The 19,801-nt window shown below is 42.2% G+C and carries 21 protein-coding genes; 3 read left to right on the plus strand and 18 right to left on the minus strand.

What is annotated here, in order from left to right:
* Nucleotides 1–90 precede the first annotated feature (90 nt).
* Nucleotides 91–1,380: an ArsB/NhaD family transporter gene (locus PQ511_RS05545; protein ID WP_273850920.1), complete on the minus strand. Its 1,290-nt coding sequence runs from the start codon at nucleotides 1,378–1,380 to the stop codon at nucleotides 91–93.
* A gap of 128 nt (nucleotides 1,381–1,508) precedes the next feature.
* Between PQ511_RS05545 and PQ511_RS05550 the strand changes: the two genes are divergently transcribed.
* Complete coding sequence (locus PQ511_RS05550; RefSeq protein ID WP_273850921.1) at nucleotides 1,509–1,898, plus strand: TIGR04086 family membrane protein; 390 nt, start codon at nucleotides 1,509–1,511, stop codon at nucleotides 1,896–1,898.
* 36 nt (nucleotides 1,899–1,934) lie between these two features.
* Here the strand turns inward: PQ511_RS05550 and yajC are convergent, their stop codons facing one another.
* The 14 genes from yajC to nadB form a co-directional block, all read right to left on the minus strand.
* Entirely contained in the window at nucleotides 1,935–2,207 is a 273-nt protein-coding gene (gene yajC, locus PQ511_RS05555) for a preprotein translocase subunit YajC (protein WP_273850922.1), read from the minus strand.
* A gap of 40 nt (nucleotides 2,208–2,247) precedes the next feature.
* Nucleotides 2,248–3,390, minus strand: coding sequence for a tRNA guanosine(34) transglycosylase Tgt (gene tgt, locus PQ511_RS05560; protein WP_226656658.1), 1,143 nt, complete (start codon nucleotides 3,388–3,390; stop codon nucleotides 2,248–2,250).
* Nucleotides 3,387–4,433 carry a tRNA preQ1(34) S-adenosylmethionine ribosyltransferase-isomerase QueA gene (queA, locus tag PQ511_RS05565; protein WP_273850923.1) on the minus strand — a complete coding sequence of 349 codons (1,047 nt, stop codon included), beginning with the start codon at nucleotides 4,431–4,433 and terminating at the stop codon, nucleotides 3,387–3,389. Before queA ends, tgt begins: the two co-directional genes overlap by 4 nt.
* 128 nt (nucleotides 4,434–4,561) lie before the next feature.
* Nucleotides 4,562–4,759 carry a DUF2905 domain-containing protein gene (locus PQ511_RS05570; RefSeq protein WP_273850924.1) on the minus strand — a complete coding sequence of 66 codons (198 nt, stop codon included), beginning with the start codon at nucleotides 4,757–4,759 and terminating at the stop codon, nucleotides 4,562–4,564.
* A gap of 2 nt (nucleotides 4,760–4,761) precedes the next feature.
* Nucleotides 4,762–5,760: a Holliday junction branch migration DNA helicase RuvB gene (ruvB, locus tag PQ511_RS05575; RefSeq protein WP_273850925.1), complete on the minus strand. Its 999-nt coding sequence runs from the start codon at nucleotides 5,758–5,760 to the stop codon at nucleotides 4,762–4,764.
* Between the two features lie 12 nt (nucleotides 5,761–5,772).
* The gene (gene ruvA / locus PQ511_RS05580; RefSeq protein ID WP_273850926.1) at nucleotides 5,773–6,375 is read right to left on the minus strand and encodes a Holliday junction branch migration protein RuvA; all 603 of its coding nucleotides are present in this window, start codon (nucleotides 6,373–6,375) and stop codon (nucleotides 5,773–5,775) included.
* A 264-nt stretch (nucleotides 6,376–6,639) separates the two neighbouring features.
* The gene (locus tag PQ511_RS05585; protein ID WP_273850927.1) at nucleotides 6,640–7,173 is read right to left on the minus strand and encodes a BofC C-terminal domain-containing protein; all 534 of its coding nucleotides are present in this window, start codon (nucleotides 7,171–7,173) and stop codon (nucleotides 6,640–6,642) included.
* 101 nt (nucleotides 7,174–7,274) lie between these two features.
* Nucleotides 7,275–8,024 (minus strand): YebC/PmpR family DNA-binding transcriptional regulator, encoded by a 750-nt coding sequence (locus PQ511_RS05590; RefSeq protein ID WP_273850928.1) that lies wholly within the window; start codon nucleotides 8,022–8,024, stop codon nucleotides 7,275–7,277.
* A gap of 115 nt (nucleotides 8,025–8,139) precedes the next feature.
* The gene (locus PQ511_RS05595) at nucleotides 8,140–8,766 is read right to left on the minus strand and encodes a YhcN/YlaJ family sporulation lipoprotein (protein ID WP_273850929.1); all 627 of its coding nucleotides are present in this window, start codon (nucleotides 8,764–8,766) and stop codon (nucleotides 8,140–8,142) included.
* A gap of 80 nt (nucleotides 8,767–8,846) precedes the next feature.
* Nucleotides 8,847–9,626, minus strand: coding sequence for a phosphotransferase (locus tag PQ511_RS05600; RefSeq protein WP_273850930.1), 780 nt, complete (start codon nucleotides 9,624–9,626; stop codon nucleotides 8,847–8,849).
* A 109-nt stretch (nucleotides 9,627–9,735) separates the two neighbouring features.
* A complete protein-coding gene (gene safA, locus PQ511_RS05605) occupies nucleotides 9,736–11,574 on the minus strand; it encodes a SafA/ExsA family spore coat assembly protein (protein ID WP_273850931.1) in 1,839 nt (612 codons plus the stop codon).
* A gap of 188 nt (nucleotides 11,575–11,762) precedes the next feature.
* On the minus strand, nucleotides 11,763–12,863 hold the full coding sequence (nadA, locus tag PQ511_RS05610; RefSeq protein WP_273850932.1) for a quinolinate synthase NadA: 1,101 nt from the start codon (nucleotides 12,861–12,863) through the stop codon (nucleotides 11,763–11,765).
* Nucleotide 12,864: 1 nt separating this feature from the next.
* Nucleotides 12,865–13,704 (minus strand): carboxylating nicotinate-nucleotide diphosphorylase, encoded by an 840-nt coding sequence (gene nadC / locus PQ511_RS05615; RefSeq protein ID WP_273850933.1) that lies wholly within the window; start codon nucleotides 13,702–13,704, stop codon nucleotides 12,865–12,867.
* Nucleotides 13,658–15,208 (minus strand): L-aspartate oxidase, encoded by a 1,551-nt coding sequence (gene nadB, locus PQ511_RS05620; protein WP_273850934.1) that lies wholly within the window; start codon nucleotides 15,206–15,208, stop codon nucleotides 13,658–13,660. The genes nadC and nadB overlap by 47 nt, the downstream gene beginning before the upstream one ends.
* A gap of 116 nt (nucleotides 15,209–15,324) precedes the next feature.
* On the opposite strand from nadB, the gene PQ511_RS05625 reads away from it, so the two are divergent.
* Together PQ511_RS05625 and PQ511_RS05630 are read left to right on the plus strand one after the other, a co-directional pair.
* Complete coding sequence (locus tag PQ511_RS05625) at nucleotides 15,325–16,449, plus strand: IscS subfamily cysteine desulfurase (protein WP_273850935.1); 1,125 nt, start codon at nucleotides 15,325–15,327, stop codon at nucleotides 16,447–16,449.
* A gap of 40 nt (nucleotides 16,450–16,489) precedes the next feature.
* A complete protein-coding gene (locus PQ511_RS05630; RefSeq protein WP_273850936.1) occupies nucleotides 16,490–17,032 on the plus strand; it encodes a transcription repressor NadR in 543 nt (180 codons plus the stop codon).
* Nucleotides 17,033–17,087: 55 nt separating this feature from the next.
* On the opposite strand, the gene pheA is transcribed toward PQ511_RS05630, so the two are convergent.
* The 3 genes from pheA to obgE form a co-directional block, all read right to left on the minus strand.
* Complete coding sequence (gene pheA, locus PQ511_RS05635) at nucleotides 17,088–17,951, minus strand: prephenate dehydratase (RefSeq protein WP_273850937.1); 864 nt, start codon at nucleotides 17,949–17,951, stop codon at nucleotides 17,088–17,090.
* Between the two features lie 15 nt (nucleotides 17,952–17,966).
* The gene (locus PQ511_RS05640; protein ID WP_226656531.1) at nucleotides 17,967–18,416 is read right to left on the minus strand and encodes an ACT domain-containing protein; all 450 of its coding nucleotides are present in this window, start codon (nucleotides 18,414–18,416) and stop codon (nucleotides 17,967–17,969) included.
* Nucleotides 18,417–18,512: 96 nt separating this feature from the next.
* Nucleotides 18,513–19,796: a GTPase ObgE gene (gene obgE / locus PQ511_RS05645; RefSeq protein WP_273850938.1), complete on the minus strand. Its 1,284-nt coding sequence runs from the start codon at nucleotides 19,794–19,796 to the stop codon at nucleotides 18,513–18,515.
* Between the last annotated feature and the right edge of the window lie 5 nt (nucleotides 19,797–19,801).

Below are 19,801 nucleotides of genomic sequence, written 5' to 3' on the forward strand. Positions count from 1 at the left end.
GCTTGTTTTATATAGTTTAACCAGCTTTCCTTTCTACATGAGGGAATGTATTGGAAATGGATGAGACGTTCAGAAAACAAAAAAACTTCCCTAGTAATAAGGAAGTAAGTATCTGAAATAGATGTAGACAGTGCTAATAATAAGCGAAAGAAAAACAACCGGTAGTCCAATTTTAAGAAAATCAATAAACTTCACTTCTTGTTTATCTTTAAGCGCTAGCCCAGCTACAACGACATTTGCGGATGCTCCGATCAAGGTTCCATTCCCACCTAGGCAAGAGCCTAGAGCAAGCGACCACCACAACGGATCAAGATTTGTCATCCCATAGCCCGAAAACTCTGTAATGACAGGAATCATGGCTGCTACAAAAGGAATGTTGTCTAAAAAGGCAGAGAGAATACCAGCCCCCCATAAAATCACAAGAGAAGTCTTTGGCAAATCACCATCTGTATATAACAGGATGGCCCTGGCAACTTCATCAATTATCCCTACTTCCTCTAGTCCACCAATAAGAATGAAAAGTCCCATAAAGAAAAATAGCGTAACCCATTCAATCGATTCAAAAACTTCTTCCACCCTGTGTTCTTTTTGAGTGATCAATAATAAAAGAACAGCGCCAGCCATTGCTATATTTGTCAATTCAGTATGTAGGATGGGATGTAGGAGAAACCCTGCTATTGTCATTAGTAGAACAGCTGAAGACTTGTAAAGCAGCGGTCCTTTTTTTAAATACTGATTGGCGTCAATTTTCAATAAAGACTGACGATGCGCATCATCTACAGTTAGTCTCTTTCGAAAGAAAAACAGAAGTGCTGAAATAATGACCGCATAAATGACGACAACAACTGGGGCAAGGTTATAGAGGAAATCATTAAAATCAAGATGATCAACCGCTTGACCAATCATAATGTTTGGCGGGTCACCGATTAATGTCGCCGTGCCACCTATATTAGAGGCTAAGATGACAGTTACTAAAAATGGCGTGCTTGTAATTTTTAATATTTTTGTCAGAGTAAGTGTAATCGGAACAAGAAGAAGAACGGTTGTAACGTTATCTAATAGCGCAGATCCAATCGCGGTTAACGTGCCAATAACAGCAAGAAGTGGCAAGGGTTTTCCTTGGACTTGTTGTGCAAGATGAATCGCAATGTATTCAAATAACCCATTTTGACTCGTAATGGAAACGAGAATCATCATGGAAAACAACAGGGCAATTGTATTCCAATCGACGTGGTTCATAAACGCTGAATCCGTTGTTGTAATTCCCCCGAGTAACATAAGTAATCCGCCACCACAGGCCACGATCGCACGATTGATTTTTTCAGTAATAATCCCTATGTAAGCAAGAACAAATATGGTGAGCGCAATCATCATGTCCAATCCATACTGCCCCTTCCCTGTCCTGTTTCTAACATCGTATGACGGGCTGTCCGAATTCATGAATAGACTTCTATTTCATTCTTCGTCGAATACAATGTACAAACTATCTCGTTATAAGGGGGATGAAAATGAGATCCAAACATGCGCTCTCAAGTATGGGATCGGGCTTACTGACAATTATTGTTATTGTTCTTGCAACTAGCGTCCTTTTTTCATTAATTCTTCGTTTTACTTCGGTATCAGAGCAAGGAATGAATCCGCTCATTGTTGTGGCAACTGTGATTGCCTTCTTTATTGGAGGCTTTATTTCCGGCGGTAAAGGTGGCGAGCGCGGGTGGCTGCTTGGCGGCGGAACAGCTTGTATGTATATTATCCTACTCTTCCTCATTCAATATCTGGGATATCGTGTAAACATGAACCTCGAACAACTGCTTTACCATGCAGGCTATGGTCTCATTTGTGTCCTTGGAGGAATCATAGGGGTTAATGTTAAAGGAGGAAATCATCGCGAAGCATAGAAAAGGAGCGCCCTCTTCCTGAGGACGCTCTTCTTATTACTTGCTATACTCCGTAATTGACTCGCGGATAGCCGCTCGATCAAACACCATTTTTGTACCGTCAGTTGTACGGAGTGTAATTGTACCTTCGTCCATTGCATCGATAATACCGTGCATTCCTCCGATAGTTACAACTTTATTCCCTTTTTCTAGGCTTGCTTGCATTTCTTTTGTTTTCTTTTGACGCTTCTGTTGTGGGCGAATCAAAAGGAAATAGAAAATCGCAAACATTAATAGAAGCGGGACTAAATTCATTAACGTAGAACTCATAATCTTTTCACCCCTTTCTAGCAGTTACACAATCTATGGATTAAAAGTTTTTCGCATTTGGTTTATTAAACCCATACTGTTCAAAAAACTCAGCCTTAAAATCTAGAAGACGGTCATCCATAATCGCCTGTCTAACTTGCTTCATCAAGTTTAACAGAAAATAAAGGTTATGGTAAGTCGTTAAGCGAAAGCCGTACGTTTCGTTTGATTTCACAAGATGGCGAATATACGCTCTTGAGTAATTTCGACAAACGTGACAATCACAATTTTCATCAAGTGGACGGAAATCGCGTGCGTATTTTGCATTTCGAACCACAAGTCGACCGTTACTCGTCATCAGTGTTCCATTGCGCGCAATCCGCGTTGGAAGCACACAATCGAACATATCTACTCCTCGAATCGCACCATCTATAAGAGAATCGGGTGATCCAACACCCATGAGATAACGCGGCTTCTGAGATGGAAGATGAGGCGTCGTAAATTCGAGAACACGATTCATCACATCTTTTGGTTCCCCAACGGAAAGCCCGCCAATCGCATAACCTGGAAAATCAAGCGACACAAGATCTTCGGCGCTTTGCTTTCTTAATTCTTCATACTCCCCGCCTTGAACAATACCAAATAATCCTTGTATATCTTTACGTTCATGAGCTGTTAAACAACGCTCTGCCCATCGACTTGTCCGCTCAACAGAACTCTTCATATAGTCAAATTCGGCTGGATAGGGAGGGCACTCATCGAATGCCATCATAATATCAGAACCAAGGGCATTTTGAATTTCCATTGCTCCTTCTGGAGAAAGGAAAAGCTTTTCACCACTTAAATGATTACGGAAATGGACGCCTTTTTCTTCAATTTGTCTGAGATCACTTAAACTAAATACCTGGAAGCCACCGGAATCAGTCAGGATAGGCTGGTCCCAGTTCATAAACTTATGAAGACCGCCCGCTTCTTTGACGATATCGTGTCCTGGACGAAGCCAGAGGTGATAGGTATTACTAAGAATAACCCCCGCTCCCATTTCTTTCAACTCTTCCGGACTCATTGTTTTAACCGTTGCAAGCGTTCCAACTGGCATAAACATCGGCGTTTCGAATGTTCCATGTGGCGTATGCAGTTTACCAAGACGTGCACCACTTTGTTTACACGTTTTAATTAATTCATAGCGGATTGGTTCCGTCATTTCTTCGTGCTCCCTTCCAAAATCAACATGGCATCACCGAAACTAAAGAATCGGTACTCTTCTTCAACGGCCGTACGATAAGCGGAAAGCACAAAATCTCTTCCCGCAAGGGCGCTTACGAGCATGATCAATGTTGACTGAGGAAGGTGGAAGTTTGTAATCAGTCCATCAATTGCTTTAAACGTATAACCCGGGTAAATAAAAATTTCAGTCCAACCAGATGCTTCTTCAAAACGCCCATTATGAGCTGATGCTACGGTTTCAAGCGTTCTCGTTGAAGTAGTCCCTACCGAGATGATCCGACCACCCTCTTCTCGTACTCGGTTCAACAGGTCCGCCGTCCCCTTCGTCAGTTGATAAAATTCCCCATGCATTTCATGTTCAAGAATATTATCCACTGAAACTGGCCTGAACGTACCAAGCCCAACATGAAGGGTAATAAATGCTATATGAACGCCTTTGTTTTCGAGACGCTCAAGCATTTCCTCAGTAAAATGCAGGCCTGCAGTAGGGGCAGCAGCAGATCCCCTATGCTTTGCAAAAACAGTTTGATAACGCTCTTGATCATCCAACGTTTCTGTAATATATGGAGGAAGAGGCATTTCGCCAAGCTGATCAAGAATTTCATAAAAAACGCCTTCATACTTGAACTCCAATACTCGCCCACCATGTTCGAGTGACTCTTTACATACAGCTGTAAGACGTCCATCACCAAATGAAATCACAGTGCCTGGCTTCACTCGCTTGGCAGGTTTTACAAGCGTCTCCCATTCGTCTTCTTCCATTTGCTTAAGCAGGAGAACTTCAATTTTTGCACCAGTTTCTTCTTTTGATCCGTATAATCTTGCTGGCATGACACGCGTATCATTCAATACAAGACAATCACCCGGTTGGATATATTCCTCCAGGTTAGAGAATTCTTTATGATGAAGCTTTTGTTCCGCTGGATCTAAGATCATCAAGCGAGATTTTGTCCGTTCTTTTAACGGGGTCTGCGCTATCAAACGTTCGGGAAGTTCAAAATCAAAATCATTTACGTTCATTTTTTTCACCACTATTTCTAAAAAATGTTCAACTTTATTGATTTTACCACAGCTCAACAGGTCCGCGCACCCTTAAGGGGCAGTTCCCCACCCTACCAGTTCATTACTGGTAGGTGGACAGCTCCCCCTTATCTGAACTTACCTATAATAAAAAAGAGAAGTGACAGGACGATACTAACCACAATCGAAGTAACAATCGGAAAAAAGAAGGTAGTGTTTCCTCTCTTAAATACCAAATCACCCGGTAATTTACCGACAAAGGACCACAAAACTCCAATAGCTAAAAAAGCAAGCCCCAACACGATAAATAGCTTTGAAATGCCCATCGTTACTTGGGAGCCTCCAAGCCAAAGTGTTCATACACTTGATGTGTCACCATACGACCACGAGGGGTGCGCTGAAGAAAGCCAATTTGAAGAAGATAGGGCTCATATACATCTTCAATCGTATGACTTTCTTCTCCAATCGTAGCAGCAATCGTATCCACTCCCACTGGCCCGCCACGGAATTTTTCGATAATCGCTAACAAAAGCTTGTGATCGATATGATCGAGTCCAAGCGGGTCCACCTGCATCATCTCGAGGGCCTGTGCAGCAAGTGAAGATGAGATCACCCCATCCCCTTTTACTTGAGCAAAATCCCTTACCCGTTTTAACAGGCGATTGGCAATTCGAGGTGTGCCGCGAGAACGGCGAGATAGCTCCGCCGCTGCATCCGGGGCTATTTCCACATTAAAGATATCAGCTGTTCTTAAAATAATTGTTTGCAATTCATCTTCTAAATAATATTCTAGTCTGCTCAGAACACCAAAACGATCTCGTAAAGGAGCTGTTAATAACCCCGCTCTTGTTGTCGCCCCAACAAGTGTGAATGGTGGTAAATCTAGCCGAACCGACCTGGCTGTTTCTCCCTTACCAATGACAATATCCAAACAATAATCCTCCATAGCGGGATAGAGCACTTCCTCCACACTTCTCGGAAGTCGATGAATCTCATCAATAAACAACACATCTCCCGGTTCCAGCGCCGTTAAAATAGCCGCTAAGTCACCTGGACGTTCAATGGCAGGTCCTGATGTGGTGCGCAAGTTCACTTCCATTTCATTTGCAATGATGGCGGATAAAGTCGTTTTACCGAGACCTGGAGGACCATATAACAACACATGATCGAGAGGTTCTTCTCGCATTTTTGCCGCTTCAATAAACACTTCAAGATTTCGCTTTACTTTATCTTGTCCAATATACTGACTTAATCGCTGAGGACGGAGGCTATATTCCACGGATGAGTCGTCGCCGACCTGTTCTCCGGAAAGAATGCGATCTTCCACGTTACTCCCTCCTTATTGCTTCAGCATAAGCTGAAGAGCTTTCTTAATATACTGATCGGTTGTTAGCGTTTCTTCTAGGAGTTTCGGTTTAACCTTCTTAATTTCTCGTTCGGCGTATCCGAGAGCCTTCAAGGCTTCTAACGCTTCATCAAGTTCATGAGCGCCCTCTTCTGGCACCTCATCAATAGCAAATAACCCTTCGGTTGGGGCTCCAAAACCTTTTAGCTTCCCCTTTAAATCAAGGATAATTTGACGTGCGGTTTTCTTTCCTACACCTGGAAACTTGGTTAGGAATTTTTCATCTTCCATCTCAATCGCACTTACCACTTTATCAGGTTCACCAGTTGCTAAGATCGCAACAGCTCCTTTAGGACCAATACCTGATACATTTAAAAGCTTCTCAAACAAAAGGCGCTCTTCTCGCGTCGGAAAGCCATAAAGAGCAATTAAATCTTCTCTCACGTAATGATGGGTAAAAATTTGGATCGATTGATTTCGATATTTCTGAAACTCAAATGGGTTGCCACAATAGATTTTATAACCAATCGCATTGGACTCCACCACAATGTATTCTGTATCAATATATTCAACCGTGCCTTTAATATATTCAATCAAAGCTACTCTCTCCCCTTGTACATACGAACATGTATTTCTATCTCTCCATTCTACCATAAAAACATGAAAAGCGGAGCGGGCCGGTTAAAATCCGCAGGATGTTGGAACCCATGAGATTGAGACGGTTTTTGTCTCATTCGATTGGGTGAAACAGACAGAGGATTTGGCCCGCGCAGCTAGACATGAAAAGCGGAGATGAGCGTTTAGAAACGGAGAGATTGGAGCGCTTGACCAAGAGTTACTATTTAAATGCAAAAACCCGTCCTATTGGACAGGTTCGCTTTTAATTTTGGAAAAAGATTGAATAACATCTTCAAACTGGTACCATGACTCGACCGGAATGCCCTCCATAAGCTGTTCGCGCCTTTGACTTTCAAGCTTTCCAACGTCAATTTGGAAGAACGTCTGAATGACTTTTTCATCGGCAGGATCGCCATCAAAAATGGTTAAAATACCATCCTCCGTTAATCCAAAATGGCCATTTTGTTTACTAGCTGGCGAAATATCTTCAAAATTTCGCTCAAAAACCATTTTCCCTTCTTCCTGATCAAGAAGTTGCCAGTCTGCATATTCACTCCATAAATCTTCCATTGACCAAATCGTTTCATACACCGATCGTTTTGTAGTCACACCGTCTGCATAGTTTGTTCGTAACTCAACTTCAATAATTAAAGGACCATCCTCTTGCCCAACCTCTCTTTTTACCGCTAACCCGTTTTCAGGGTAGAAAGCCTCAACTGAGTTTCCTCCAAAGACTACTAGACAACCTAAGAGAATGAGTGGATAAAGGATTTTCATATGTTTCCAACACCTTTCTTCCATATACAAGAAGTTCATGCCGTTAGCGTTTCCAATTTAGCAAACTGTATGCATCAAAAAAGCTACAGATAATCTGTAGCTTACAGTTGCTCATAAACCTCATCATTTATTTCTGCATTGTGATAAACTTCTTGAACATCATCATTATCTTCAAGTTGGTCAATGAGTTTCACCATGTCAATGCCATCATTGTCTTCTAAAGGGGTATACGTTTCTGGAATCATCGTTATTTCAGCGGATGAAAAGGTCAAACCTTTCGCTTCTAACTGCTGTTTAACGTACCGGAAATCTTGCGGATCTGTATAGATTTCATAGGCTTCTTCCGTCGTTTCCATTTCTTCTGCACCGGCTTCAATAACCTGAAGCATTAATTCTTCTCCATCAAGTTCATTTTCAGAGCGATCTAGAATGAAAAGACCTTTCCGATTAAATAAAAAGGAGACGCATCCATTTTCACCCATATTCCCTTTATTTTTACTAAAAGCATGACGTACATCTGCCGCAGCACGATTTTTGTTATCTGTTAGCAATTGGACCATAATGGCGGCTCCTCCTGGTCCATAGCCCTCATAAGTCACATTCTCGTATTGGACGCCGTCTAGGTCGCCTGTCGCTTTTTTAATTGCACGATCAATGTTATCGTTCGGCATATTTGAGGATTTTGCTTTATCAATAGCAAGCCTTAAGGAAGGATTTGTTTCTGGATCGCCACCGCCTTGCTTTGCGGCGACAAAAATTTCTTTAGCTAACTTCATGAATACTTTTCCACGTTTCGCATCCTGGGCGTTTTTTCTACGCTGAATATTTTTCCATTTGGAATGTCCTGCCATCATTAAGAACTCCTTTCAAACGTACTGATTCCATTAAACGTAACATAAGAATCATTTAACCGAAAAGCGTTCTGCATATGTAAACGAGCAGGCTTCAGCCCGCTCGTTATTCTAATTACTTGTTGTTTTCAAAAGGTCGTTTTGCTGCATTGCCGATATCATTTAGAATCGCATTAACATCAGACTGAACTTCTTCAAAACCTTTGCCATCTGCCAGACGATTGTTCACATCACCCATTCGGCCAAACACATCTTCATCCGTTGAAATCGAAATATTTTTCTGCTTAGTCACTTTCGCTACTTCGCTACGGACTTTATCTTTTACATCCGCATCATTTTTGTCATTCGTATCGACGCCGATCATAATCTGATCTCCGTATACAATAACACGAGAGTCATCCACGTTTTTAAGCTTATTAATGCGCTTCGCAAGTCGTTTAGACAATTCATTGTCGTAACCTGAATAATTATCATCGGTTCGCATGTAACCTGGTCCATTCATCCCATTACGTTTATCAATTTGCTTTCTATCTGGGGCTTTAACACCATTTGCATAATCGCGATCCACCATGTCTGTAACGGGACCTTCTCGGTAGTCCCCGTTATTATTTTCACTAGTGTAGTATCCAATCGGACGTGTGGAATCATTATAACGCGTATCCATTGCCTCATTATCAGCCGTACATCCGATTAACCCACCAGCAAGCATCATTGTAGAAAGCGTCAGTATCGTTTTTCTCAAATTTATAACCTCCTTTCACCTTTAGAATGTGAGGAGGCTGATGTTTTTAATCTGTTAGTTCTAGGTAACAATGGTACTAATTAAAGTACAGTATGGACAAATTCGGCACGTTTTGAATGGTGTTCTTCAGTTTTTACTAACAATTCATTTCTTCCACTAGGATTCACTAACCATTCCCGGTAAAAATCGGCAGGATAGGCAAGCAGTTTTCTAAGATAAGGGGTTTCAATACATTGACGTAGCGGATAAATATACGATTCTTGCCATTCATCTAAGGACCAATTACAGTGAGGAAGCATTCGGTTTAATAGCTGTAAATAATCATATTCGCGTGGTGCATAGCTAATCAAATCGCCATCAATCAGTCGTAATTGATTCCTACTAAAGATGAAATTATGGTGTGCAGGGTCGCCGTGAACAATATAGCGGTAACGTAAAGCAGTTTCTTCAAGTCGTGCCACTTCTTTCATTTGCGAGACAACATGTTCACCTATTGACAAATAAAAATGGATAAGCTTTTCTTGCTGAGGAGGATACACATTGCCTTCGATATCTTGTTTAAAACGAACGAAGCGGTTCCTCCATTTTGGAATAAGCGCAAGCGTTGGAATATCATCACAACTCGTCCCTTGAACTTCTTCATGAAAATGTGCAATTTTCTCAACCGCAAGATGACGATCTTCCTTTAAAGCATAATTAAGCGCTCGTCCTTCTATTGTTTTCATGCATGCGAACGTAAGCCCACCACTTTCTTTTATCCATTCGCCATCCGAGAAAGGAAGATAAGAAACAAAGGATGATGCAACGGAAGAAATTTTAATTTGTTTAAAGACGGTCTCTTTTCTTGGTGCAGCTTTCAAAAAAACAGCTTCTCCATTGTTAGTTATAGCTCTCCAAACAAGTGGATTAATTGGATTTATTTGGATAAAAAAGGGGCGTATCCCTTTTAGGATAGCCCCCTCCCTATGACTAGCGTGATTCCGCATAGCTACTTTCCATTCCCATATAATCCATCATTGGAGCCTTATTAGCTCCCTGAACGTATCCAGGGTTTGCATATGGAGCCATTTGTTGATACGGAGAGACTTGACTCCCCCCACACCCGCAGTTATGCTGCTGATACATCGGCTGAGTTGGATAGCCAGGAGGCATCATCATTCCACCTACATTTTGATTCGGATAACCATATGCCCCCATCACAGCTTCTGGATATTCTTCATTGCCATACGGCGCCATTCCATTACCATACCCCATTGAGGCTCCGGCTACGTTCTCGTTTGGATTCCCCCATGATTGCATGCCCGCTACTGAGCCAGGGTAGCCTCCATTATTCCCTTTTTGACCGTAACCTTCATATGCTCCGGCCACGTTTTCGTTTGGATTCCCCCATGATTGCATGCCCGCTACTGAGCCAGGGTAGCCTCCATTATTTCCTTTTTGACCGTAGCCTTCATATGCTCCGGCCACATTTTCGTTTGGATTCCCCCATGATTGCATGCCTGCTACTGAGCCAGGGTAGCCTCCATTGTTCCCTTTTTGACCGTAGCCTTCATACGCGCCGGCTACGTTTTCGTTTGGATTCCCCCATGATTGCATGCCTGCTACTGAACCAGGGTAGCCTCCATTATTTCCTTTTTGACCGTAGCCTTCATACGCGCCGGCTACGTTTTCGTTTGGATTGCCCCATGATTGCATGCCTGCTACTGAGCCAGGGTAGCCTCCATTATTTCCTTTTTGACCGTAGCCTTCATATGCTCCAGCTACGTTTTCGTTTGGATTCCCCCATGATTGCATGCCTGCGACTGAGCCAGGGTAGCCTCCATTATTTCCTTTTTGACCGTAGCCTTCATACGCGCCGGCTACGTTTTCGTTTGGATTTCCCCATGACTGCATGCCTGCTACTGAGCCAGGGTAGCCTCCATTATTTCCTTTTTGACCGTAGCCTTCATATGCTCCTGCTACGTTTTCGTTTGGATTTCCCCATGACTGCATGCCTGCTACTGAACCATTGTTTCCTTTTTCACCATAGCTTTCATATGCTCCTGCTACTTCAGAGCTTTCTTCGCCCATTCCATAATTGTTCATGTTCGCTCCAGCTACGTTTTGGTTCGGATTGTTGTAAGCTCCAGCTACGTTTTGGTTATTAGGATAGCCCATGTGAGCTCCGCCTACTGATGTTGGGTAGCCTGGATAACCACCGTTATATTCTTTATTCGCATAGCTCATGGTCCCAGCTACGTTGTTATTAGGGTATCCTTGATTCATTGGTGGCGGTGGCATTTCCATTGATGATGATTCATACTCACTGAGCACTTCCTCATCATTCATTGGATAAAATAAATTCTCTGCTTTATTTGCTTTTTCAACAGGTTTTTTTTCAGCGATTTTCTTCGCTTTCTCAACCGTTTTTTTCTCCGGTGCTTTTTTCTCTTCAACTTTCTTTTCAGGCTTTGTTTCTTTTGGTTTCACTTTCTTAGGCTTTTCTTCCTGAGGCATCATATTCATGTTCATGTTCATATTTAACCCCATGTTTAACTCATTGTTAATCGGCATTGTCATGGACGGTTTTTCTTTCGGCTTCATCGGCGCTTCTTTTTTCATTGGCATTTCTTTTTTCATTTCTTTGATCGGCATTTCTTTCTTCTTAACCGGAACGCCACCTGATGGAACTTTCACTTTCATACCTGGCATAATCATATTAGGATTTTTAAGCTGTGTATTAACAGCTTTTAATTGCTCAAAATCAACACCATATTTTTTAGCGATTTTCCATAACGTATCGCCTTTTTGAACAACATGTATTTTCAACCTAAAAAACTCCCTCCTGTAATCAGTACAATGAAATTCAGTACAGTGTATGCATGACTGGGCAGATTGCTACCTTTTTGAAAGGATAAGATCATCACATTAATATGCAGGAGAGAGTGTGCCTATGAGTCAGGAGAGTTATTAATATTAAAAAAAGGAATCAAACCTATTGTCTGATTCCTTTTTTTCTATGCACGTTCGAGCATACGATCCAACGCTTGATTTGCGTAATAAGCTGCTTCTGCCTCTACTTTAATTTGATTGGTTTTCTTTCCTTGCTGAACTTCTTCAAGTGCCCAGAGGAGATGCGGTAAATCAATACGATTCATGGTTAGGCATGGGCACATGTTTGGGTTTAAGGAAACAATTGTTTTATTTTGATGTTGCTGTATGATGCGGTTAACCAGGTTCATTTCCGTACCAATCGCCCACTTTGAACCTGGTTTTGCCTGTTCGATTGTCTCAATAATCATTTTTGTAGAACCAGAGAAATCCGATCGTTCCACTACCTCAAAACTGCACTCAGGATGAACAATGACATTCATATCTGAAAAACGCTGTCTTACTTCTTCTATGTTTTCAACAGTAAATTTCTCATGCACTGAGCAATGACCTTTCCATAATATCACTTTTACTGCATCAACATCCCCTTCGTACTCTAGCGTATCGGTGATTGGATCCCATACAGCCATTGCTTCTAAAGGAACACCAAGTTCGTAAGCGGTATTTCTTCCGAGATGTTGATCTGGCAAAAACAATATACGTTCTTTCTGAGTAAAGCTCCAGTCTACCATCGCCATTGCATTAGATGATGTCACTGTTGCGCCTCCATTTTTCCCAACAAACGCTTTTATCGCAGCCGTTGAATTGACATACGTTAAAGGAAGAATCGTATCACCAAAACGTGATTGAAGCTTTGTCCAGGCGCGCTCTGTTTGATAAATATCAGCCATGTCTGCCATTGAACAACCTGCTCGCATATCAGGAAGAATCACTGTTTGATGGTCTTCTGTTAAAATATCAGCGGTTTCGGCCATGAAATGAACCCCACAAAACACGATTGCTTCTGCTTTTTTATTTCGCGCAGCTAACTGTGCCAGTTGAAGAGAATCTCCTGTATCATCTGCAAACTGAACAACTTCATCTTTTTGATAATGATGAGCTGGAAGATATAACCGATCTCCCATCTCTGCTTTAATTGCTTCGACCCTCTTTACCATCTCTTCTTCTGATAGGTTTTTATAGTGTTCGGGTAGTCCAGGCTTCGTTAAGGCATTTAAAATACTCATTTTATAATTCCCCTTTCATGCGTAAGCTAATATCAAGGCTTTGAACAGAATGAGTCAAACAACCTAGTGAAATCATGTTCACTCCTGTTTTCCGAAAAGATGCTAAGTTATCAAGCGTAATCCCCCCTGAAGCTTCCGAGATGAGCGGTTCAGGAACTAATTTCGTGTACGCCTCTACTTCTTTTGGTGAACAATTATCGAACATAATTACGTCAGCTTGAACCTTTACAGCTTCAAGCACTTCTTTTTCAGTTGATGTCTCAACTTCAATTTTAGTCATATGTCCAAGACGGCTCCTAACATGTGACACGGCCCCTTCAATACTCCCAAACTGTGCAATATGATTATCTTTTAGCATCACACCACCATCAAGTGTTATCCTGTGGTTAACCCCTCCTCCACACCTCACTGCATACTTTTCATACATGCGAAGGCCTGGGGTCGTTTTGCGCGTATCACAAATACGAATGGAAGTATCATCAAGAAGTTCAATTGCACGAGCTGTCATTGTAGCCACGCCGCTCATTCGTTGAATTAAATTTAATATAACGCGCTCCCCCGTCAGTATTGCTCGAATATTTCCTTTTATAGATGCAATAACATCTCCTTCTTCAACAAGATTACCGTCCGTTACGTTTACTTCAATGCGACTCGCTTCATCAAGCATTCGAAAGCCAATTTCAATGACTTCTTTACCACAAAAAACGCCGCTTTCCTTCGAAATCAAAACCGCTTCTGCTTGCTCATCTTCAGGAAATAGTAGCTCGCTCGACAAATCCGAAGTTCCCAAATCTTCAATAAAGAATTGTTCGAGATCTTTTCTGACTTTTAACCCAATCATCTTGATGAATCCTCCTAAGTATTCTTTTTTGCTTCCATTCTTGTAGCTGTAACGGAAAGTCGGCTCGATAATGAGCGCCCCTGCTTTCTTTACGTAAATAAGCGGAAGTCGCCATTAGCCAGCTGACCAGTCCCATATTCGCTCGTTCAAGTGACTGAAAATCTAACTTACTAACTTCATTCATCATATCCGGTTGGAGTAACTTTATCGCAAAATCTAGCCCTGCACTTGTTCGTTTCATACCTACATACTGAGCCATAACGTTTTTTAATTCCGATGTACTTACAGACGGCTCTTTCAACCTTGTTTCTTGCTCTTTTATTTCGCTTGTTGGCACATTTCGATGATGGTGCAATATCCACTCAGCTGCTTCATATGCAAAAACAATACCTTCTAGAAGAGAGTTACTTGCGAGACGATTGGCCCCGTGCACCCCTGTATGGGCAACTTCACCAAGAGCAAATAATCCATCAAGAGAAGTTCGCCCAAACTGATCTGTCATCACACCGCCCATAAGAAAATGCGCACCAGGCTTTACAGGAATCATCCTCTCGCCTAAATCTACGCCATGTTTTTGACACTGCAACGCAATTGTCGGAAATCTATCTTCAAACTGCAGTATGGTTGAAATATCGAGGTACACTTGGGAGTTTTCATCTTGAATCGCTCTCGCTACAATATCTCTTGGCGCAAGGTCGCATTGCTCGTGCTTTCCTTCCATGAGACGACTCCCACTTGATGTGATCAATGTGCCGCCTTCACCGCGAACCGCTTCAGAAATTAAAAATGACCGATCAGATATGCCTGCATACATCGTTGGATGAAATTGCATAAACTCAAGGTCTGTTAATTTAGCTCCAGCTCGATAAGCCATGGCAAGCCCATCCCCAGTAATCGCTGAATCATTTGAGGTGACGGGGTAAAGCTGCCCGGCTCCTCCCGTTGCAAGTATGGTATATGCCGCCTTCACTATTATGATTTCTCCGTTTTGATTTAGGACTTTGACGCCCGTGCATTTCCCTTCATCCATAAGGAAATCAATCGCCATGTGATCCTCAAGAATGGTACATCGTTTTTTTATCCGGTGTATGAGCGTATGAATGATTTCTTTTCCCGTAGCATCTCCACCAGCATGAAAAATTCGCGGTATACTATGGGCCCCTTCTTGACATCTTTTGTATTCTCCATCACTGCTTTTATCAAACTGTACTCCCAGATTAATAAGATGCCTGACTTGCATTGGACCCTTTTTAACGAGCAGCTCTGTTAGTTCTTCGTTATTATGAAAGACGCCTGCTCGGATCGTATCAAAGAAATGATTGGTCCAGCTGTCCTCTACAGTCATTGCTGCTGCAATTCCACCCTGTGCAAGCTTCGAATTGCTTTTACCAAGAGTCGACTTTGTGATAATCGTCACATTCTTTTCCAATGAAAGACGTTCAGCAGCCATCAACCCAGCTACGCCACTACCAATCACTAATACTTCCGTGCTAAACAGCTCCATGAAACCCCTTCTCTCACTATACGATATCAAAAACACCCACAAAACTTAACATGTGTCTTGACACCTATATTTACATATATTTTAATAAATAACAAGACTGAAAATGAGGAGACAATATGATTTATTTAGATTATGCCGCTTCAACCCCTATGTCCGATACAGCAATACACGCTTATACGCAATCCGCTAAACAATTCTTTGGAAATACTGAAAGTGCTCATAACGCTGGAACTGACGCCACTTATTTATTAGAAAATGCTCGGAGCTCTATCGCCTCGCTTATAAATGGCGACCCAAACGGTGTATATTTCACTTCTGGTGGAACGGAAGCTAATGTTTTAGCACTTCAAAGTATAATTAACTCTTTTACGAGAGGACATATCATTACAGCAAGTGCTGAACATTCTTCTGTACTGAATACCATTTCACAATTCAAACAAGCAGGATACGATGTCACATACGTTTCATATGACGAAAGCGGCCAAGTGTCTGTAGAGCGAATTCTAGAAGCCATACGGGAGGACACTATTTTAGTATCAATTGCTTTTGGAAACAGTGAAATTGGTACACTTCAACCTCTTAAAAAGATTGGTATGGAGTTAGCAAAACGCCGTATCCTTTTTCACACAGATGCTGTTCAAGCGTTTGGAAAAGTAAATTTAGACGTATCTGAAATGCACCTTTCTGCCGTATCTCTTTCTTCTCATAAAGTGTATGGACCAAAAGGCGTAGGCGCTTGCTATATCGATCCCTCAATCTCCTGGAAGCCAGTTATGCCAGGAACGGTTCATGAAAAAGGATTTCGTCCTGGCACTGTGAATGTTCCGGGCATCTTTTCTTTTGCAGCTGCAGCAGAGGAAGCGGTCCATCAATTAAACACGTATCAAAAAAAGCTTACAAATTTCCGCTCTCACCTCCTGAACCGATTGGCACATCCGAATATTGTCATCGAAGGGAAAGAGGGACTCCCCCATATTATTGGAATTCGATTAAAAGGGATTGAAGGACAATATGTGATGTTAGAGTTAAATCGGATTGGCATTGCAGTCTCAACTGGGTCAGCTTGCACCATAGGTCAACAGCAACCTTCCAAAACATTACGTGCGATGGGAAGAACAAATGATGAAGCAAGAGAGCTCGTTCGTATCAGTCTTGGATGCAACACAACTCTAGAAGAGATCGAAAAAACGGTAGACGGAATTTATGAAATCCTTACACGCTGTTCCGTAACAAAGATATAATAAGGGTGGAGAACATGTTCTTGGAAAGGGGTCTTCAGGTATGGGACAAGGAGAAAAAATATTAGGAGAGAAGCGAAGATCGCTCTTACTTCAGTGGTTAAAAGAGAGCGAAAAACCATTAACCGGAAGTGATTTATCTAGACGAACGAATGTTAGTCGACAAGTCATCGTTCAGGATATTTCGTTACTAAAGGCAAGAAATGAACCGATTATCGCGACATCGCAAGGGTATATAATGTTTAGTACAGATCATAAAGACATGAAACATGAACAAGTTATAGCGTGTAAACATTCACCAATCGATACAAAAAAAGAGCTTTATACCATTGTAGATCATGGAGGTACTGTGAAAGATGTTACAGTTGAACATCCATTGTATGGTCATTTAACGGCCTCCCTTTTCGTTGGTAATCGTTTGGAAGCAGACCAGTTTCTAGCCAAACTTTCGACGACAAACGCCTCCCTTTTGTCGGAACTCACTTCGGGGGTACACCTTCATACCATTGAGGCGAATTCCAAGCCGCAACTTGAAGCGGTCATTGACGCATTAAAAGAACAAGGATTATTGTTAGAACAAGATTAACTTAGCGATTCTCACGAAAAAAGAACGGCTCCTCAGCCGTTCTTTTATCTATTAGTCAGCTATTTTTTTGGTTCACAACAAAGCAAGGATATTCGCCAAGCACAGAGATGCCAATGCCAAGTGCTTGAATTTCCTCCATAACACCTTTTAACAGCACATCTCGATTAGGTCGCTCTACATCAATAATAAAGAAATAATTTCCAAGCCCTGTTTTCATCGGACGTGACTCGATTTTTGTTAAATTAAGATTGCGCCACGCAAATGCCGCAAGAACTTGATGGAGTGCCCCTGGATAATCTGAAGGAAGAATGATTTTGTATGTGACGCGATCTTCCCTGAACAAAGGTGTTCTCGGCAAGGCTTCAGCTGTTTTGTGCAATACAAGAAAACGCGTATCGTTGTCTTCGGTATCATGAATATCAGCTTGAGCAATCGTTAATCCGTATTTTTCAGCAGCGAGTTCATTTCCGATTGCAGCTTCATCAATCTTGCCTGAGTGCTGAACATATTCCGCAGCAGCACTTGTTGAAGCAGCATTACTCAGTTCAGCTTCAGGTAGCTCCTGTTGAAGAAAAACATGACATTGAGCAATCGCATGTGGATGGGAAAGGACATGCTTTACCTTTTTCCAATCCTGTTGGTTAGGATGAATAAGCAGGTGCTGTCGAATCGGTAAGACGAGTTCTCCGACGATTGGTAGGGAAACTTGTTGTGAAAGAAGATCAAGCGTCATATTAACAGAGCCTTCAATCGTATTTTCAAGGGGAACCACCCCATAATCAACGTCTTCGTTTTCTACCGCTTCAAGACAGGCGCGAATTGTTGGAAACGGCGTGCGTTCCTCCTCTTGGAATAGCGTTTTTGCTGCGATTTCAGTAAACGTTCCTTCTGGTCCAAGAAAACCTATCTTCTTTTGCATATCCACATTCTCCCCCTATGCTCCTGATCCAATAATTTCTGCATTGTTAACGGCTTCTATTTCTTTAATTTTCTCAAGTAAACTGTTTAAGCGAAGATTGGCTTCACCTATTTCCATTGTCAAGATAACCGTAGCATAGCCCTGTAGAGGGATCGTTTGATTGATCGTTAATAAGTTGCAACCAAGCTGCGCCACTGTACTGAGTACCCTTGAAAGTGCGCCTGAACGATCTTCTAGGTGAACAGAGAGCGTGACAATCTGTTCAATGATCATTGTATGAAACGGTAAGATGGTGTCGCGGTATTTATAAAAAGCACTTCGACTAACTCCTACTTCATCTATGGCCTCTCGTACAGATTCCACTGTTCCACTTTCAAGAAGAAGTTTCGCCTGTAGTGTTTTTAACATTGAATCAGATAACACATCTTCTCGAACGAGATAGAAATTCTTGTCTTCTTTGCTCATGCTTCCCCTCACCTCTATTTCGGCCAGCTACGGCCCATATTTGTAGTTACTATGTAAAAAAGACCGTCCATCGATCTGGACAGTCTTATCCGTTCATCAGTCTACGAACTCAAATTCGAATTCCAGAATTCGAACCGCATCTCCGTCTTGTGCTCCACGCTCACGTAGCGCTTCATCAATACCCATGCTACGCATTTGTTGTGCGAACCTGCGGACGTTATCTTCTCGGTTAAAGTCTGTCATCTTGAATAGTTTTTCAATACGAGGTCCATTCACGACGAACGTACCATCGCTATCACGCGTCACAAAGAACTCTGGTGCACCTTTTTCGTGACGATACATCACGCGCGTTTCTTCTTCCTTCTCTTCATCAAGAGGGAATTCAGGTGTTGTTTCAAGCTTATCTGCAATTTCAAACAGAACTTCTTGCACACCCTGACGCGTTACGGCAGAGATTGGATAGATAGGGAAATCTTCTTCCAGTTTTTCCTTGAAGATTTCGAGATTTTCCTGTGAATCTGGAAGATCCATTTTATTCGCAACGATAATTTGTGGACGTTCCATTAACCGCATTTTATACTGCTTTAATTCATCATTGATCTTGATATAATCTTCATACGGGTCTCTGCCTTCCATACCAGACATATCAATCACGTGTACGATTACGCGCGTACGTTCGATATGACGCAGAAACTGATGACCAAGGCCAACTCCTTCATGAGCTCCTTCAATTAGTCCAGGTAAATCAGCCATCACAAAACTGCGGCCATCTTTCGTATCAACAACGCCTAGATTCGGTGCAATTGTTGTAAAATGGTACGCTGCAATTTTCGGCTTTGCTGCAGACACTACAGATAAAAGAGTAGATTTACCAACACTTGGGAAGCCAACAAGTCCTACATCGGCTAACACCTTAAGTTCTAATGTGACATCTTTCTCTTCCCCAGGCTCTCCATTCTCAGAAAGCTCTGGAGCAGGATTAGATGGAGAAGCAAAACGTGAGTTACCGCGACCTCCGCGACCTCCGCGAGCCACTGTTGCACGCTGACCGTGTTCCGTTAAATCAGCAATCACTTCTCCAGTTTCCGCATTTGATACAATTGTACCAGGTGGAACTTTAACCACCATATCTTCTGCGTTACGACCATGTTGATTCTTTGAACGGCCGTGTTCACCGGTTTTCGCCTTAAAATGACGATTGTATCGAAAGTCCATCAGTGTACGAAGACCTTCTTCTACTTCAAAAATGACGCTAGCGCCTTTTCCTCCGTCGCCACCTGCAGGGCCACCATCCGGTACATATTTCTCACGACGGAAGGCAACCATACCATTTCCGCCATCGCCTGCTTTTACAAATACTTTGACCTGATCTACAAACATACTTT

The organism is Guptibacillus spartinae, from assembly GCF_028610625.1.
In the GTDB taxonomy this organism is placed as follows: domain Bacteria; phylum Bacillota; class Bacilli; order Bacillales; family Guptibacillaceae; genus Guptibacillus; species Guptibacillus spartinae.

Coding starts and splice junctions, on each gene's coding strand:
- obgE (WP_273850938.1), bottom strand. CDS start 19,796: ATGTTTGTAGATCAGGTCAAAGTATTTGTAAAAGCAGGCGATGGCGGA.
- pheA (WP_273850937.1), bottom strand. CDS start 17,951: ATGCAAAAGAAGATAGGTTTTCTTGGACCAGAAGGAACGTTTACTGAA.
- PQ511_RS05585 (WP_273850927.1), bottom strand. CDS start 7,173: ATGAAAATCCTTTATCCACTCATTCTCTTAGGTTGTCTAGTAGTCTTT.
- PQ511_RS05625 (WP_273850935.1), top strand. CDS start 15,325: ATGATTTATTTAGATTATGCCGCTTCAACCCCTATGTCCGATACAGCA.
- tgt (WP_226656658.1), bottom strand. CDS start 3,390: ATGACGGAACCAATCCGCTATGAATTAATTAAAACGTGTAAACAAAGT.
- nadC (WP_273850933.1), bottom strand. CDS start 13,704: ATGATTGGGTTAAAAGTCAGAAAAGATCTCGAACAATTCTTTATTGAA.
- PQ511_RS05550 (WP_273850921.1), top strand. CDS start 1,509: ATGAGATCCAAACATGCGCTCTCAAGTATGGGATCGGGCTTACTGACA.
- nadA (WP_273850932.1), bottom strand. CDS start 12,863: ATGAGTATTTTAAATGCCTTAACGAAGCCTGGACTACCCGAACACTAT.
- PQ511_RS05640 (WP_226656531.1), bottom strand. CDS start 18,416: ATGAGCAAAGAAGACAAGAATTTCTATCTCGTTCGAGAAGATGTGTTA.
- PQ511_RS05590 (WP_273850928.1), bottom strand. CDS start 8,024: ATGGCAGGACATTCCAAATGGAAAAATATTCAGCGTAGAAAAAACGCC.
- nadB (WP_273850934.1), bottom strand. CDS start 15,208: ATGGAGCTGTTTAGCACGGAAGTATTAGTGATTGGTAGTGGCGTAGCT.
- PQ511_RS05570 (WP_273850924.1), bottom strand. CDS start 4,759: ATGGGCATTTCAAAGCTATTTATCGTGTTGGGGCTTGCTTTTTTAGCT.
- PQ511_RS05630 (WP_273850936.1), top strand. CDS start 16,490: ATGGGACAAGGAGAAAAAATATTAGGAGAGAAGCGAAGATCGCTCTTA.
- yajC (WP_273850922.1), bottom strand. CDS start 2,207: ATGAGTTCTACGTTAATGAATTTAGTCCCGCTTCTATTAATGTTTGCG.
- queA (WP_273850923.1), bottom strand. CDS start 4,433: ATGAACGTAAATGATTTTGATTTTGAACTTCCCGAACGTTTGATAGCG.